The sequence below is a fragment of the Paenisporosarcina sp. NPDC076907 genome (assembly GCF_050269735.1).
Taxonomy (GTDB): Bacteria; Bacillota; Bacilli; order Bacillales_A; family Planococcaceae; genus Paenisporosarcina.
Genome location: NZ_JBNNIX010000007.1, coordinates 81,495 through 98,808 on the forward strand (window position 1 = coordinate 81,495; position 17,314 = coordinate 98,808).

The 17,314-nt window shown below is 37.7% G+C and carries 16 protein-coding genes; 5 read left to right on the forward strand and 11 right to left on the reverse strand.

All coding sequences use genetic code 11. The annotated features are described in order from the left end of the window. Positions 1-160 precede the first annotated feature (160 nt). Entirely contained in the window at positions 161-355 is a 195-nt protein-coding gene (locus ACQKEV_RS16750; RefSeq protein WP_427447805.1) for a DUF378 domain-containing protein, read from the forward strand. Positions 356-579: 224 nt separating this feature from the next. Here ACQKEV_RS16750 and ACQKEV_RS16755 read toward each other — a convergent pair whose 3' ends face one another. From ACQKEV_RS16755 to mobQ, 6 genes are all read right to left on the reverse strand, one after another. Next, positions 580-732 (reverse strand): aspartyl-phosphate phosphatase Spo0E family protein, encoded by a 153-nt coding sequence (locus ACQKEV_RS16755; protein WP_427447807.1) that lies wholly within the window; start codon positions 730-732, stop codon positions 580-582. A 482-nt stretch (positions 733-1,214) separates the two neighbouring features. Further along, complete coding sequence (locus ACQKEV_RS16760; RefSeq protein WP_427447809.1) at positions 1,215-3,197, reverse strand: glycosyltransferase family 4 protein; 1,983 nt, start codon at positions 3,195-3,197, stop codon at positions 1,215-1,217. 616 nt (positions 3,198-3,813) lie between these two features. Beyond that, the gene (locus ACQKEV_RS16765) at positions 3,814-5,415 is read right to left on the reverse strand and encodes an ArdC family protein (RefSeq protein ID WP_427447811.1); all 1,602 of its coding nucleotides are present in this window, start codon (positions 5,413-5,415) and stop codon (positions 3,814-3,816) included. Then, a complete protein-coding gene (locus ACQKEV_RS16770; RefSeq protein ID WP_394189523.1) occupies positions 5,405-5,629 on the reverse strand; it encodes a hypothetical protein in 225 nt (74 codons plus the stop codon). The genes ACQKEV_RS16765 and ACQKEV_RS16770 overlap by 11 nt, the downstream gene beginning before the upstream one ends. A gap of 49 nt (positions 5,630-5,678) precedes the next feature. After that, a complete protein-coding gene (locus ACQKEV_RS16775; protein WP_427447812.1) occupies positions 5,679-7,664 on the reverse strand; it encodes a VirD4-like conjugal transfer protein, CD1115 family in 1,986 nt (661 codons plus the stop codon). 15 nt (positions 7,665-7,679) lie between these two features. Continuing rightward, a complete protein-coding gene (gene mobQ, locus ACQKEV_RS16780) occupies positions 7,680-9,740 on the reverse strand; it encodes a MobQ family relaxase (protein WP_427447814.1) in 2,061 nt (686 codons plus the stop codon). Between the two features lie 222 nt (positions 9,741-9,962). Here mobQ and ACQKEV_RS16785 point away from each other — a divergent pair, with 222 nt between their 5' ends. The 3 genes from ACQKEV_RS16785 (at position 9,963) to ACQKEV_RS16795 (ending at position 11,299) form a co-directional block, all read left to right on the forward strand. Beyond that, complete coding sequence (locus ACQKEV_RS16785) at positions 9,963-10,193, forward strand: hypothetical protein (RefSeq protein WP_427447815.1); 231 nt, start codon at positions 9,963-9,965, stop codon at positions 10,191-10,193. Next, complete coding sequence (locus ACQKEV_RS16790) at positions 10,183-10,440, forward strand: hypothetical protein (RefSeq protein WP_427447816.1); 258 nt, start codon at positions 10,183-10,185, stop codon at positions 10,438-10,440. Before ACQKEV_RS16785 ends, ACQKEV_RS16790 begins: the two co-directional genes overlap by 11 nt. Positions 10,441-10,570: 130 nt before the next feature. Further along, complete coding sequence (locus ACQKEV_RS16795; RefSeq protein ID WP_427447818.1) at positions 10,571-11,299, forward strand: Fic family protein; 729 nt, start codon at positions 10,571-10,573, stop codon at positions 11,297-11,299. Between the two features lie 274 nt (positions 11,300-11,573). On the opposite strand, the gene ACQKEV_RS16800 is transcribed toward ACQKEV_RS16795, so the two are convergent. From ACQKEV_RS16800 to ACQKEV_RS16820, 5 genes are all read right to left on the reverse strand, one after another. Beyond that, a complete protein-coding gene (locus ACQKEV_RS16800; RefSeq protein ID WP_427457986.1) occupies positions 11,574-12,254 on the reverse strand; it encodes a hypothetical protein in 681 nt (226 codons plus the stop codon). 401 nt (positions 12,255-12,655) lie between these two features. Beyond that, positions 12,656-12,877: a hypothetical protein gene (locus tag ACQKEV_RS16805; RefSeq protein ID WP_427447821.1), complete on the reverse strand. Its 222-nt coding sequence runs from the start codon at positions 12,875-12,877 to the stop codon at positions 12,656-12,658. Positions 12,878-13,259: 382 nt separating this feature from the next. Then, a complete protein-coding gene (locus tag ACQKEV_RS16810) occupies positions 13,260-14,537 on the reverse strand; it encodes an IS110 family transposase (protein WP_427447823.1) in 1,278 nt (425 codons plus the stop codon). A 295-nt stretch (positions 14,538-14,832) separates the two neighbouring features. Then, entirely contained in the window at positions 14,833-15,327 is a 495-nt protein-coding gene (locus ACQKEV_RS16815) for a hypothetical protein (RefSeq protein ID WP_427447825.1), read from the reverse strand. 64 nt (positions 15,328-15,391) lie between these two features. Then, entirely contained in the window at positions 15,392-16,075 is a 684-nt protein-coding gene (locus ACQKEV_RS16820; protein ID WP_427447826.1) for a hypothetical protein, read from the reverse strand. Positions 16,076-16,913: 838 nt separating this feature from the next. On the opposite strand from ACQKEV_RS16820, the gene ACQKEV_RS16825 reads away from it, so the two are divergent. Continuing rightward, positions 16,914-17,210, forward strand: coding sequence for a hypothetical protein (locus ACQKEV_RS16825; protein ID WP_427447827.1), 297 nt, complete (start codon positions 16,914-16,916; stop codon positions 17,208-17,210). The last annotated feature ends 104 nt before the right edge of the window (positions 17,211-17,314 follow it).

Here is a 17,314-nt window from a genome sequence, read left to right on the forward strand (position 1 = left end):
TTTTAATATATTATGTTTGCAAAATTCTCCAATGGATATGTTTTTTATTCCATAAAAAACCCTTATCATGCCACTTAGGATGGTTTGTTGTTGAAAGGTTTAGAATTACCAAACAATGGTATACACTACATATACTTGTATTAAAAAAGGAGATAGAAAGATGAAAAGTTTAAACGTAATTGCACTTTTATTAGTCATTATTGGTGGGTTAAATTGGTTGCTGTTTGGTTTGTTCCAGTGGGATTTAGTTGGTGGATTATTTGGCGGAATGGACAGCGCAATCGCTCGAGTAGTTTATGTATTAGTCGGTTTAGCTGCAATTTATTGTTTATCATTATTTAAAAAAGTAACATAAAGTTGTCAACTTAATTGTAATACATTATGAACTAAGCTAAGGTTGGGTATACAATTGAATGTCTCGGAAGGAAATGGATTTATGATGATCAAGCTATCAAGTGAACCATACAATCTTCATTTATACCATAGAATGGTTATCTTGAACCCCCTCAGACAAGGTAAAAAACCACCGTCATTAATCTGACGGTGGTTTTCCTTTTCGGAATCAAGTTAAGCGAGCGATCATTGGATTTCTTGGTATTGATTGAGTAACACATCGAGTTCTTGACTGCATGCTACTACACTTGAGTGCGTAAAACCAAAATGCTTAGCTCTATGGTACATAACTTTCTTTTTCAATATAATTTGCCCTAATAAGAACATTTTACTTTGCATATATTTATTCCTCTTTCTCAAAACGATTATTGTAATTCCCAGAGAACGTGCCATATCTTATCAATCTACTAAATAATGAATACTTTTATTAACTATAATACCATATTTTAGTTATATTCGGTAATGATTTTGCACCATAGTTGACATTACAACCGGGTGAGGAAGTATTCGGCCCTGTAAAGGTAGCCAATCAGTCTGTTTAGACCGGAATGGATATCGAAGACCACCCGGTCACACTACGGGGCTCTCCTTACAATCGTTTAACAAAATAAAGTCGGGAACACCATTTATTTTGGTTAAAATTTCTCTAATATTACCATCATCGTGCCATAAAATTAAATTCGATATTTTTGCCAATTCTTGTGCCAATAAAACGAATCTTTAATACGTTATGGCTACAATCGAGGGTAATAAATAAGATGGTTAATTTTTTTTTTCAAAGTTTGAATCCTCCAATTGTTTAGTAAAAACATACTCTAAAACTAGTGGGATAATAAAGATGAAGTCCAATTTAAGTAGGACAGAATATTTACATCAAGGTTATTCTTTAAGCAAACGGCATTTCGTGCTTCTTTCCCAATTTCTTTGCGTAACTTGTCGTCTGCTAAAAGTTCAAGAATGTGCAAAACACCAATATGATCATTGGTAACAGGGAACGTAAACCCGGTCAGTTTATCTTTGACAATTTCTTTGCTGCCTTCAATGTCTGTGCAGACAATTGGACATTCACATGCTTGTGCTTCTAGTAAATTTAAAGGATAGCCTTCAGAGAAAGAAGTTGATAGAACCACTCCTCCAGATTGAGCTATTAAGGAGTAATACGATGGCATTTTTTCATAGGGGACATTTGGAAGCAAAATAATGTCTTCCAACAGATTGCATTGAAGGGCTTTTTCATAGAATAGATGTACATCTGGGCTTGTGGTGATGTCACTTACAATGGCTAATTTAACACGAGGATTTTTTAATTTTATTTCAAAGAACATACTTAATAGTTTCTCCCAATTCTTGTTAGGATCAAGTCTGCCAACCCACCCAATGATAGGCACGTTTTTCCATTGTTGAAGTTTTGGAAAACTATCAACTATTACATCAGATGAATGATTGTAAAAAACAGATGTATTTATTGAATTTAATGCAATAAAAATAGGTATATCCTTTCTATTTGTTAAATTGGCTCGGGCAACTTCTGCTACATAACTACTTGGTACCACGATTGCATTTATAATGCCATTATCCTCACCATGGTTTATCTTAAATAGTTCCTGCAAGATGCTTGAATTGCAACCGTGAAATTCAAAAATGACTTTTCCTTGATAGTTAATTCGTTTTAATTCTTCAATGTTATATATCGTATTTATATACGTCACTATGTCAAATTGATGCTTTTGAATATACGTCCCTAAAGCTTCTTTTTGAGAAGAAATATGATGGGGAATGTCTTTATAAAGTGGCACTCCTGCGCCTCCGTAATAAAAATAAGCATGTGCATTAGCACCAGTTGATAATAACGTACTTAGACGGTTAAAAAGGACGACTTCCACCCCACCTTGATAACAACCCCAGCTAATTGTTAGAGATTTAGTTTGTTTAGGATATTTTGGAGATTTCAGAGGGTTTGAGGATTTTAAAAATTCGGGGATTTTAGTGATATTTTTGAGTTTTTCTGAAAATTTCAGAAATCTTGTAACTAGTTTCAATTGCTCTGTAAGGCATTGTCTGGCGGGGTCATCTATTCGTCGATCAATCGGATGAACAAAATAAACATTTCTTTTCGTTTGGGCTAAATGAATCTGTTTAACCGTTAGTGGAATCCAGCCCACAAATTCAGCACATTCACTCGGATAAGGTCTGTGTTTCCCTCCACAACGGACTGCAAGAGTCGCATATAGCATCTCTTCAAGTGCATATATTTCCGAGGATACAAATAGCGTTTCAAGTTTGAGTATATCTAAGTCTACGAGTAGTTTTGTAACAATTTCATGACGGTATACCTGCATGGAATTCAAACATCCACAAAAATAATCTGTGCCAAAAAAGGGTTGCCAGCTTGCCCATTCATTCCACATGTTCAGTCCTGGGAACCAATGGGGGGCATCACTTGGTGAATGTTGGATACCCATATTAATTCCCATACAATCATAGCCTTCCATATGTTCATTTAAATATTCTTCATACCCTCTTTTAGTAAACATGACATCTGAATCCAAATTAACTAGGTAGTCATACTCTTCTTTTCTTTCTTCAAGCCAAGTCATGATATCTAAAAAAAATCGGCCTAATCTTTCTTTTTTCAAAGGTCTGCTTTTTGGGCAAATCGGAATATTGGCATTTAACGCAAATGTGGAATCCTTTCCTCCGTTATAGAGAACTACCTTACAACCTGGGTTGTAATACTTAATATTTTTAATTTGGTTAATGAGCACTTTTTCATTCTCATGAGCTAGTATGGCAAAACATATCAATATATTTCCTCCTGTATACAAATTTCTATTTTTGGCTAATTAGAATATCAACATATTCTATTCAATCATTTGCAAGTAATATAGGTTCGTGACCGTGATTATCGAAAATAGTACAAGACAAAAAGCCCTAAATTCGAATAAGAAAGCCGTCTTGTAAAGGCAGCCGATGGTTGTAGCCTATCCATTTGAAACAATACTTTCTACAAGAAAGGACTGTTCCCGGTAAAGAGAACAGCCCTTAATATAGTCTTTTATAACAGGTTGTCCCAATCCTTCGGAAAACCCAAATACGAGATGTCAATAAACTCTTCATATTCGTCAATAAGTGCTTTTAAAGAGGTAGAAAGGGTTAATCGGGGTCCTCTTTGTCTTTCTTAAAATATTATTGTGGGTAAGTTCTGGTACAGGAGGAACCAGAACTTACTCCAGTAATACTAATGCGACTCTAACTAGTGTATTCCTAATGACAACATTAGTTCATACCTTTGGTCTTTAATTTTTTCTTCTGATTCTTCACCGATTGATCAACGGATTTTCCTAAATGAAGAAGAAATTCAGCGCATGAAATTCAGGGATGAAAGAGAAAGTGGGTTCATTCCCACTTTCTCTAATTGGTTCATTTCTCTAATTCTTGTTGTTTTTCTTTCGAGCTTATCGCGTCTTTTAATTCTTTGGTGTGACTTTGGTGAGGATTTAAGGACTCGATGTTTTTCTCTAATGCCTCTTGGGATTGCAATAATGGATTTTTCATTAAATGCCAGCCTAACGTAATATTGTGTTGATGTTCGACTTTAAAATTTTTCGCTTTAATATATTTTCCGACTCGTTCATTTAACTGTTTTTCGTTTTTGTTCTGTAGATGATTTATTTCTTTCACGGAAGTGACAGATAGAAATCGTTCGGTGTTTAAGGACTGGGCGATCGCTGTCTTCTGAATGAACTTTTGTCCTTCAATTTTCTTCGCAAATGTTCGTTCACTCGTTTTTCCACCCTCAAGTGTCACCGCATATTTTCCATCGTCGATTTTGGTGACCTTCATGAAGTCTTCCACTTTTTTAACCTCTTTTGAGATCTTATTCTTGTTTTCCAATACGTTAATGACATGATAACGACTCTCCAAGTCACTTAACGGCACCAATCGATTGGTATTAGTACGCAGGATAAGTTGGTTGTCACGTGTATTTTCTTCCACTTTCGCAAATAAGACCAATCCGTTCTTTGGATCTACTAACTGCATGGTCGGATAATCATTTAAATCAATTTGAAGTTTTTCCTCCAACTCAGATCTTACTCTAGACGGATTGATGGATTGGTAAAACTCATTGATTTTTTCACTTTGTAAGGAATTGATTTGTTCAATCATCTGATTGGATACTTGCTGCACTTCTCGAATCGCTTGTTTGGCGATATTCAAGTCCTGAGCCCAGGTCGCAATGTAGCCCGTAGAAGTCAGGTTGGTATCTAGCCCATAGTACTTTGACACAATGTAGGCTGCGGATTCTGCCTGTGCTTCCTTATGACCACGGGCATATTGATTCATCTCATTATCTTTGTTGTGAAGAAGCCCGTGTGCATATTCATGAATGACTACTCTGAATTTAGCATCTGTGGTATTGGAAACTGCTGTATTGATGACAATCTCGTCGGTCGAACGATTATAAAAACCACCGTAGGATTCAAGCTCGTGGTGAGCTTCTTGGATGGATAACGGATTCTTCTCGTCTGTGTTTACGTTCTGTACAAAACGGTCATACAGCTCACTCAAGGATTCTTCCGACTGCAAATCATTCTGGACGAAATCTCGAACATTGGGAAGGTCTCGGCCACTTGTCTGAGAGACATCAAACACCTTGCCAAACACATAACCACTGATGGTTTCTTTTACATTCACTTGTGGGTCGCCATGTTCATCCTCAAGGATACGAACGGTTTCTTTGTCTACGGTCTGTTCCACTTCTTTTTGAAAGGTAGGCACAAGAATTTCAATACTCTTTTCGCCTTTAAGGACGTGACGTCCGAGCGCTTGCCATTGTTTGAAACCGCGGATCATCGTCGCATCCGGATATTGAGAAGCAATCAGTAACGCGTTATGGAAAGAATAGTTGTGTCCTGAAGCCATAACATTCAACAAGTCCTGGAATCGGTCATTTTTGAATAAATCTTCTAAGCTCGTCTCTAACCGTTTGGATACTTCAGTTAAATCTACTTTACTCGACATATTCAATCACGTCCTTTCGTACATACCAAGCCTCATATAAAGGCTCTAACCTGCCTTCAATACGAATGGGTGTGTAACAAGTCACCGTGTAATCTGCGATGTTTTCCTCTAAATCGAGAACACCATCATATGTAAGTGCCTCAAAGGGCACAGGGTCATAAAAACTTAAGATCCGTTTGTCCGTTGCGAGAATTTCACTAATGGTCAAATACATCCAGTTCACTCCTTTTGGTGTGTGGGTTTAATCAAATCTCAACCTGGAATTAAAAGAAGTTTTGAATGGTCACTTCTTTTTCTTTTAATCGCTTTTGAATGTCCTCTTTTTCAAGAGCATCCTCTTCTTCGGTAAGCGACTCATTTTGTTCCAGCTCGGACTCATCAAAATCTAGGTCCAGATGTTCCGATTGATTCCATTCTTCTTCAATTACTCTAGTGGTGGTGCCGCCACTAATAGATGGAGGAGAGGCAACTAGTGGCTCCTCTTCTTCTGTTGCAGCAATTTGTGTATCTACGACTCGCTCTACTTCCTCTACTTGATGAGCGTGATGGAACTGTTCGAGATAGTTTCCAAACACTTCGGATTGCCAAGCCTTTTCAAGTTTCATTGGGAACATGCCACTGACAAATAAGTAGCTGGTATCCTTTGAAATATTAGATAAGTCCCCTTCGGGGATTAAGGGTTTTTTCACATACTGTTCCGATTGACTGGAACTAGCACTCGATTTGCCACTCATAAAGCCGCCACTTTGACTGGTGGAACCGGTTTGAACTTTTGCTGTTGTTTCGCCAGCGAGTTGAGAGAAGTACTTGATGGTTTCCATGTCCTTACTACGTAAATATAAGAGCGTGTCATGGTTGGACAAAATAGAACGAGCCATTTCTTTGCCATACATCGCTTCAATCTGTCCGTTATCCTGAACAATCGTATTCATAGATAACCCTAACCCTCGACAAGTGGCCAAAACGCGACCGTATTTCTCGATTTTTCCGATGTTCGCAAATTCATCTAATAAGAAAATCGTGGGGATTTTCAACTTGCCGCGATTTTCATCGGCCATTTTATAAAATTGAGAGATCAATTGGTCGAAAAAGACGGATGTTAAGGCCATGAATGGATTGTCATCCATGGGCAGCTTTACGTATAAGATGCTCTTTTGTTCCTGGAACGCTCGGAAGTTAAAATCGCTCGTGCTCGTCATCTTGCTGATCTTATTCAGCGTAAAAATGCTCACCTGTGATGCAAATGACGATGTTACGCTTGCACGCGTGTTGCCTCCAAGAGTCGTTAATCCTTTTAATATTTGATACGCTGGATGATCTTGACCTAATTCATCTTCTACCCAGTCACGGAATTCATCTTCATCGGGTGCCACTTTTTCATTAAACGTCGCAATGACGTCTTTCATACTGGCATTCTGTTTTTCCGTTTTGCAGTAAACTATCAATCCAGCTAACATTTTCTGCGCACGTTCCATGAAAAAGTCTTCTTTTCCATCTTTCGTGGAGTTTTTAGCTATGGTTAGAGAGACACTTTGCGCATCCTGATCGTCAAGAACGTAATCTAGTAAATTGTATCGGTCTTCATTAAAGTTAATGAAATCAACTTGATAGACTTGATACCCTTGCTCACGCTTAATTTGGGCTGTTTCATGAAAAAGTTCGCCTTTAGGATCCGTGACGATAATCGATTCTTCTCGATTGTTTAACAAGTTCGGCAGTACATAGGATTGTCCTTTCCCACTCCCACTGGATCCGACCACATACACGTTTCGGTTGTCGATGGACGTTTCTCGAGGGATGATGAGCACTTGTTTTTTATCCGGAACCTTCCCTACAATCAAGCCGTTTTCAAGCGACTCAAACGTTTTAGTGGGATTCGTTTTGTGATACTTGTTGCGTTTAGCTAACTGTTTTCCATTCATGACTTCATGTGGCAGCGTAAAGCGTGCCGAGCCATGGACACCGTAATCATGTGCATCTTCATAGGTTTTTTCAATCAAGTTCATCTTGGAAATAAACCAAAAGAAGAAGACGCCCATTAATAGAAGAATTAATAGTTTGGTTTGATTGTCAGCATCATTCAGTACGTAATCAAGGGTACCAGATACATCGAGTAATCGATTGTTGAGCTCGCCTTTTAACTTCAATAACGTAAACAATCCAGATAAAACATACCCAATCAGAAGAGTTAATAGGAATGTCATCGCTATTCGTACTCCGGCACCTTTTCGGAATTTTCGTTTCGCCATTCTTCCTCCACCCTTCTATAAGTCGACTTCTAAATCTAATTGCTGACGGATGCGTTGATTTTTGGTTTTTCTCTTTAGTTTGGATGACAACTGTGTACTGTGCTTTGGTCCGTGAGAAGAATTAGATTGATGGATCAATTGCTCAAGCAGTTCGCTGGATGCTCGTCCCCCAATAAAGTGAGAGATGTCTCGCTGCGCGGTTGATAAGCGATTGAAAAAGGGATGAGCTTGCGTTTTTTCATAGGCTTGCTGCTTGGCTGTTCGTTCAGTTTCCTGGACTGCAGCGAATCGCACACAGGCTTTTAAATTTGGCATGAATCCATCCTTTAACTCCTCTTTGTAATAACGCATGATGTCAGCTTTAACTTGAAGAGGCAACGCATCGATTTGTTTAAGTGTGCTTTCTTTTTCATCTGCAAACGTATGACGAATCAGCACCCCTAGTTGTTCGTTTACCAATTCAGCTTTACGACTGCTTTGGATGAGAAGTTGTTGCATCGTATTCAACTTAATAGAGAGCGAATACACTTTCTCAGGTTCCCCGCGCATTTTAAGGAGCGCATCCTTTTCTTTACCCAATTTATTACGAGTTAGCGATTGAATCCGAACAGTATTGCTTAACGTATCGCTTTTTTCGACCAGTTGCTCGATTTCAGCAATTGCTAATACTTCTGACACGTCTTCAGGAGTTGGAACTTGATTTAATCGATTTTGTTTAAGTGCTTCAAGTATGTCAGATTTAGCGAGAAGAACACGATCGTTCCATGTAAACTCTTCCGCAACATTCGGGTATATCTGATTGAATGTGCGATGTGTAATGAGTGAGCAGACGTTGTAAACTCGTTCGGTATGTTCCAGTAACATGTCTTGCGTTTGCGCTTCTTTTTCTCGCGCACCATCTTGATCTTCGTATGCTTCAAGTCGAGGCACAAATTGTTCATAGAAGCGATCCAATGAAAAACCTTGGGACTGCATGAATGCTTGGTTTTGTGTGTGATACGCCTTGTTGACAGCGTCAAGCAAGCCATGCGTAACGGTCATTTCTGTTTCTTTCGGTTCGAGTGTACGCTCTCTCCAACGATACAATCCGTCTAAGTGCTGACGTACATTGGTGAATTGTACGTCTTGTTTTAAACGGCCTTGTAAAAAATGAATACTCTTCTGGTATTCAGGTTCGAGTTGGCTCATCACGAGACTCGTTTCCTGGTGCAGAACTTTCTCAATCGATGGGGTAGATTGATGTGCAGCAAGCGAAACGATTTTGGAATTTAGACGGGCTATTTCTTGATTGGTTTGGCGGATTTCTTGATTGAGTTGATGATAAAAAGTGGCAGCTTCTTTTCCTTGCGCTGCCAATCGTTTAACGAACTGATATTCGTTACGTTCCAAACGAACTTCGGCGATTTTCTCCAATCCTTGTTCCTCAAAAGAGAGCGCTGAAACGCTTTCGTTAATCCCGTTCTCTAAGAAAGAGTCGTTGATGGCTTCTGCATAAGCAAGTCTCCACTTCACCAATGTGTCTCGTTCATTCCAATCCGTTGAAGATTCCGTCTGGAAAATTTTCTTCCCATCATCTGTTCGTTTGATTTCCCCGTGTTCATCTCGTTTATACACTCTTCGCTTCTTATCTCCCCATGTCCCATCTTCTTTAAAGGGACGAACCGTTAGTAAAATATGTGCGTGTGGATTGTGTTCTTTATCTCGATGAATGGCGACATCCGCCACCATGCCTTCATTGACAAAGTGTGTTTGAACAAATGTTTTGACGAGATTCTTTTGTTGATCGTGATTGAGTTCGAGTGGCAAAGCAATCAGAATCTCACGAGCTAGTTGTGCATTCCATGCTTTTTCTTTTGTCTCAACTTCATTCCATAACTTTTCACGATCAAGCGTCCATTCAGGGGCGTGATCAGGTTTTAAGATGAATGCTTCCGGGGCTACCCCACGAGTTCCAAAGCTTTTGGTTTCTTCATCACGTTTTGAATACAAAGGCATGCCACTACGATAGCTGGCACTGGCTACTACGGACTGTGTTTTTTTACTAATCACGTTCGCTCGCAGCATGTAATAACTCATCTTAATTCCCTCCCCTCTTTTTCCTTTATCTTTTTCATATCCGAAGGCGACAAACTTTTTGACCGAAGGCAAAACCCAGGGCACCACTTTAGTGGTGTATAAATGGGCACTCGTCTTTCAGTCCTCGGATTTATTGTACCATAATTTTTCCTTTTTTATAGATTATTTTTATTTATATGTTAATATTTTTATATATAAAACAAAAAAAGGAGTGAAAGATCAATGGCGAATAACTTTGAAAAGATTTTAACGATCGAACAACAAATTGAGAAATTAAAGGAGAAACAAAAACGATTAGAGGAACAAATGCAGCTGAATATTGGACGTGAATTATTAAAGGTGTGGAATGTAGATTCAGAGGAAGAAGCTTTGACATGGATTCAAGATCTGGCTGTTCAAGTGAATGGGGAGAATGATACGCGAGAAATCGAAATGATGCACCATGAAGGATAATCGGCTGCAACAAGCGAATGAGTTACAAGAAAAAGTGAAGGCGCTGCAACAAAAGAAAAAACGGTTGGAAAATGAAGCCCTGCGTAAAATCAATTGGGAAAAGAGAAAAGCCCGGACCAAACGGTTAATTGAGACCGGTGCCCTTGCGGAAAAGTATTTTGATCTAGGAGAAGATACGATGGAACAAAGGGAAAAAGTCTTCCAGACATTTTCTGAATTTGTGAAGAAAAATAAATTGAAGAGCTAGGAAGTAAAAATAAATAGAAGACAAGAATGAAATGAAAGGAATTCAACAGTCCCTTCGAAGGAAATGATAGAATGAATGCAGGATAATACAACATTAATTTGTTGCGGACGGATGAGGACGGTGAGGTACATTGAACTTTCAAGAAATAGACGTAAAGAAAAGTAAATTAGATAAAGCGAGACCCTTACCAGCCAATTCAGTGAAGTCACTGCTCAATCATGTGTTAATTGACTGGACCTACAATTCAAATGCCATTGAAGGAAATACATTGACCATTTCCGAAACGAAAGTGGTTCTCGAAGGCATGACTGTGGGTGGCAAAACGATGCGCGAACATCTCGAGGTGATTAATCATCGAGATGCTATTACGTACTTGGAAGAGATCGTTCAAAAGCATGAGCGTTTGACAGAATGGACCATTAAATCGATTCATCGTCTGGTGTTAAAAGGAATACAAGATGACAATGCCGGTGTGTATCGAAAAGAGAATGTATTAATTGGTGGGGCGTCTCATCGGCCACCAGACCATGTAGCTGTTCAAGAATTGATGGAGCGCTTTGTGGAGACGGCTGAAAATGAATGGTCAACGATTCATCCAGTGGAACGTGCTGCAAGGGTTCACGCGGAGTTTGTGAAAATTCACCCGTTCATTGATGGTAACGGAAGAACTTCTCGCTTGTTAATGAACTATGAATTGATGAAAGCCGGCTTTCCCCCCGCTGTCATTAAAGCCATCGATCGTGCTCGATATTACGACGCTTTGGATCTTGCGCACACGACTGGCGATCATGAACCGTTTATTCAGTTAGTTAGTGATTCTGTAGATGAAAGTCTAAACCTGTGGCTCAGTGTTATTTAATCAAGTAAGAAATGCTGAGTTACTCTTCAATAAAAATTGAAAATGCGAGCCCTATTCACATATGAATGGGACTCGTTTTCTTTTTGTTTCGATAAATTTTGTACAAATAAATGCACTTGGAAATGTATCTCCAAGTGCATTTATTTGAATGTCTTCTTTAACTAAAGCACCCGTTAGTTTAAGTGTGAATTAATATTCATAAAGCAATAGTTAGAAAAAGGTAATCTTATTTCACCTATTTTATTAACTAACATCTATGCAATATGGAATACGCTTAAAGAAAAGGACGGTAAACCACAAAATAGACTATGGAAGATACAGCGACAATTGTCATTATATAAATCAATTTATTATTTACTTTTTTATAAAACCAACAGCCTAATATTATCAGACTCAGGAAATCAAAAATCAATTGAAATAAAAAAGTATGATTATTATACAAATAGATACTTAAACCAATTGTTTCCGCAGCTAATCCGCTTACTGGTAATGCGTACAAAAAGTTGCTCAGTTTGTTCTCTTTGTTCCAGTAGTAAAGCACATAACTAATAGCACTACATACTAAGGCAATTACATTATATAGTATAAAAAGATTCCATTGAAATCCTTCATCGTAGAATCTTGGAATAAAAAAGCCGAGTACATATTTCAAAAAGTAAAAACTAAAATTCATACTTAGTAGGTACAATAGAACATTCATTGCGGCATTTTTATTTGATGAACTAAAATAGATAATTAATGTTACCGTTAACATCCAAAAGCCAAATAAAGTCGCTATTGAGCTGAAACTCCAAAGGTCATCATATGGAAAAAAATCCGTCAACCTTGTTATTATACCTACCAATAAACCTAGTCCAATCACCAAAGAACTGGACTTAAAGCTCCCATCTAACATCTTTGAGTGCACTAACACAAACAATCCCTCTCCAGTCAGATTAATTAATTTGTTTAACAAAGCTTATTCAACTAACCTGCTTCGTTAGTTTAAGTGCAATGGTTCACAATATTTTTATTTAGTGTGTTCCAGCATAACAGTACATTAGAGCAAAGATAAAAATAAAAGTTAAGACTGCTCCTAAAACATTTTGGTTATGAGTGCTTTTTCCATTCTTTAAGTTCTTCAAAAAAGTAGTAAAATTTAAGAACCATAAAACTCCTAATAAAGGTACGACAAGCCAAAGCATAAATAACATAAATTAGTCCTCTCCTTCTCATTTACAAAATCTTATTTCAACAAAACTGCCACGTTAGTTGAAGAAGAAAAAGAGCTGCACACGCAGCTCCCTGACTTTGCCTAAAGCACCCGTTAGTTCAACAACTTCTATATAACCAAAGTAATGGATACATTATTCATCATTAGAAAAGATTTACTTTAGTAAATAGGTTATAAAATGAATATAAAAGGGCTAAGACCCCAACTATTTTACTGAAGTTTTTTTGCTTACTTTCTTTGTCCATTATAAAGAAAATGCCAGTACAAAAGAACCCAATAAACCACCCGATTTCGTATTGTAAAAAGGCCAAAACAAACCCTAAAAGACCAATAGTTTGAAGTATTATGGGTAAGTTTTTTTTCATAATAACCACTCCCTCTATAAATGTTGATGTATCAACGGCTTGAGCCGTTTATCGGAGTGTCAAAAAATATTTTTCGACACATCTTAATACAAGATTTTTATCTTTAGTAAATACTTGTAAAATCCATGGTGCGCTTCGCTAAAACCAATACCATTTATTGGTTTTAATCCGTTATGTCATGCACGCTGGATCTCTGCGAAACTTATGACGACTTACCCTCCCATGTCTCTGGGCATCATGTGCCAACATTCCTTCGTTCGGTCTGTTCATAAGGCAGAGGCTAGCGAAGCTCCTATAGGGACTCTATTGGTCGAATGGATTAAATAATGCCAGCTTCTCCGTGTCACGCTTATGTGGGTCAAACTCTGGTTAGTTGTTAACGTTACGCTGCCTCTTGGAGGCAAGAGATGTCTGCCTTCATTTTTGTCCCGTTAAATTTAACTTGCTTCACACAAATTGTGTGTAGGATTTTTAATAATTTCCCACACAACACAACGATTGATTGTTTCTTGCGTAATGGATTTTTCGTACGGGTTGTGTAGTATTCATGTAGCGCTCGAAATGCATCATTAAATCGAAGAATAGGCATCATCACTCTAAATAAAAGTGCACGCAATTTACGTCTGCCACGCTTTGAAATTCTTTTTTGTCCCTGCATTTTTCCAGAGGAGTTCTCTTGAAGAGTAAGACCCGCTAATTTCAATAATTGGCGTGCATCTTTATAGTTCGAAAAGCTCCCGATTTCAGAGAGTAAGTCCACAATTGTGGCGTCACCCATACCTGGTACTGATGATAAAATTTCATACTCTACTGATGATTGAATAAGTGTCGTTAGTTCAGAAGTGACCACCTCTAAATCGGTCTCTACTTGATGGTAATTACGAAGGAGTGTGGCTAATTCCATACGGGCCATCGCTGTTCCTTCTGTAACGCCGATTGAGCTAGCAGCTACTTCCATTAATTTCTTTGTTTTTGGCAATTGTGGGGACTTCAGTCCATCTACCTCACGGTAGAGAGAAAGCAGTTCTTCTGATGATTTCCCAACAACTTCCGATGGAAAGGGTGTACATTCAAGGACTGCCAACGCCATTTTCCCGAAAGAAGGAAAGACCTGGCGGAACTCTGGGAAGTATCGATCTAACCATCGAATTAGGCGGTTTTTAATCGCCCCCAGTTCCTCTGTCAGATTAGCACGATGAGTAGACCCCACACGCAATTCCGCATCGACATCTTTTAAGATACGTGGATAACTAAATCGACCGTCCTTGATTAATCTTGCGATAACCAGAGAGTCTTTCTTATCGTTTTTTGTTTGTAGATTGTCATCAAGCTCTTTTGATCTTTTCACATGTAGTGGATTTACCATAACAAGTGGGATGCCTAAATCGGCTAAATAATACGCTAAATTCATCCAATAATGGCCGGTAGGCTCAATGCCTACAATGACCTCGGTTTTTTCTGTTTCGCGTAAGAGTTTGCGAATTTGAGCGTAAAGATACTCGAATCCAGCATGTGATTGTTTAATCGGCGTGACTTTCGCGAGAGCACGTCCTCGTTCATCCACAAAACTTGCGTAGTGAGTTTCTTTGGCAATATCCATCCCTACAACGAGGGTTTTTTCAGTTACTTGATTAATTTTGTCATTCACTTTAAAATTCAAAGTGGAGTCCTCCTTGGTATCTAAATTAGGGGTCAATTCGTTCGAGTATTGACACCCCGCATCATACCAAGAGGGCTTTTTCTGTTCAAGTCCCCGGAAATCCTCATAACAGGAATGCTCCTAGTTTTTATTTCTTTTTTGGAATTTCAACAATTGTATCGTTCTTCAACTAACGCGTTAGTTCAATAAGAAAGAAGAGATGCCAAAGTTTTCTCATGATCTTACACCAGAGCACACGTTAGCATAATAACCGTTAGTGTTTATATATTAATATCAAGAATTTTATTAGATAAATTTATTGATGCCACTCAAATGTATACAATTTATTATCATGTTGTTTAAATAAAGCAATGAAATAATCATAGCCACCATTTTCTTCTTTATAAAAGTAAAAATCACCTAATTGAGGTTCAATTGAATATTGTACAAATGCTTCTTTTGCCTGTTCCAACTCATTATCATATCTCATTGAAATTGTAGTTTTTATAAAGTGTTCAATTTTATTTGTAGCTTCATCAACATTATCTGTCGTTAGTACAATCATGCCACTATTTTCAATAGATATTTTTTGATTAGAGTATTGAAGAACATTGAACCATTCTCCATCTCCATGGAAACTTGTTTCGGAACCCCATACCTCTATCCTTTCATCTGGCATCGGAAGATTAATTCCCCATTCCGTTTTGAACGAGTTAACAATCCCAAGTGGATTTATTAATTCGGTTTTGTTCCAGATGAAAAATAGTGTAACTGCAAAAAAACAAAGCATTATTACTATCCCTTTTTTCACAACATCACCCCTCTTAGAGGACGAATCTGCCCACAAACAGTTTCCATATAATGTGGTTAACGAGTTACCACGTCACATTTTCAAACTGGTTTTTGACATACGTCCTAATAAAGTTGTCTCTTTTCAGGAGATCTTCTTCCTTACGGAAAAAGCCTACTTTTTTCACCTTCTGCTCTATCGGCAGCTGGTTCCATTCGGCAATCGCTTTTTCTTCTAATTCATAACGCTTTCGGACTGAAGAAATCATGAGGTCTGTTTTTTCAGCTCTAATTTCTTGATCTGTTTTTGGGATTGGCAATCTATTTAACAATTGTTGTTCTAATTCCTTTTTCTTTAAATCCAGTTCAAAAAACAATCTTTCTTCCAACTCTTTCTGCATTTTTTCAAATTTACGAGCCATTTCCACCATCACTTGTGCCTCACTCAACCCTAGTGGTTCATCATGACTTAAATCAGGAAAGGGCCTAACTTCTAGATGGGCTGAAAGAACGTTAGAAATCGCATCTAAACTCCATTTTTGCGATCTTTTTTTCATGATAAAGATGGCGATCGCAATGTCCAAATCATCATACACCTTTTTGTCTGCGACTCTTTGAATATAATGAATTCCTTTGTTCTCAAGATCTTTAAACCATTTATCGACGGTATTGTAATGAACAGAATCTTTAACAGTGGTTTCTTCTTCATATCGTCTTTGTATTTCTTCAGTGAAGTCACTTATTTGCCAAACTGCCTCTTTTATCTCCATATACATACCGCCTTCTTATTCATAGTAAGAGTGAGCCACGACTGCTTTGTGTCCCACAAATGAACCAACATACATGAATCCAACAACCAAAGTGGTGCATCATTCATCGAGCATTACTAAATCATTAACCACTCATAGGACATTCAAGATTTATACATAAACTTCACTTGTAAATCACTCATCACTCATTGACCACACAGCATTGGTATATAGGTGGAATAGAGCCCTCGATAATGTCTCAGCGAACCAACTTAACGACACATAATGAGCCATTCCTAGAACACTAATGGACCCACAACCACTGGTTGTTCATTAGGAAAGTGGATTTCTAATCACTTGTAGACCACTGTCCACCAATCGACCACACATCTATATCTTTGTTGTCACCATTTGTGCATCACGAACCACTCATAGGACAAGAAAGAAACCTGATTTGTAGCATTGGTGAACCACTAACTACTTGTAGAGCACTTGAATAATTTTCATAGCATTCTAAATGCTATTATTTCGACATACATGGTAAATTCCCTTTAATTTCAAGGGCATAGACCGTATTATTTTGTGTTGCAGTGATAGTGTAAATATTGAATATGTGAAAGGAAGGGGTTGATAAATATAAAGAATAAGGAGGATGATTTCCTTAATATCAATATCCATAATGGATATTGATGTTAAAATCAATATTATATTGTGAAGGCTTTCACTTAAACTGACGGGGAGGTTAGTTCAATAAGAAAAAAGGAAAAATTACCCACTAGAAAAAGGATTTTTTTCTGTTAAAATTACCTCGAAGAAAGAATGTTTAATTGATTTTATTAGAAGAGGAGATAAAACAGTTGTGGACTTCTTTGAATTGATTTTTTTTCCTTTTGTCGGAATAATCGTACCTCTTATATATATCATCTTTTCTAAAAATAATAAGAGGTTAAAAATACTTGTTTTTAGTGTAATTCTCGGGGTTTACTGTGTTTACTATTTTATAGGCTACCTGTTTGATACAAATATTTTAAATGCTATAACTTTCCGTAAACACGGTTTCTCAATCAATATTATTGGTTTTGTTGCATTAGTCGCTACATCAGTTTTAGTTCTATCTCTTATCCAAAAATATATAGACAAAAGAAAAGATAAGTAAACCTTGTTTAACGGGTGCTTTAGTTGAACAATAGGAGATCGTCAGAGACGGTCTTTTTTGTTTGCCTAAACCCCAAGACAGATTGGATATTTATTCATCGTAGG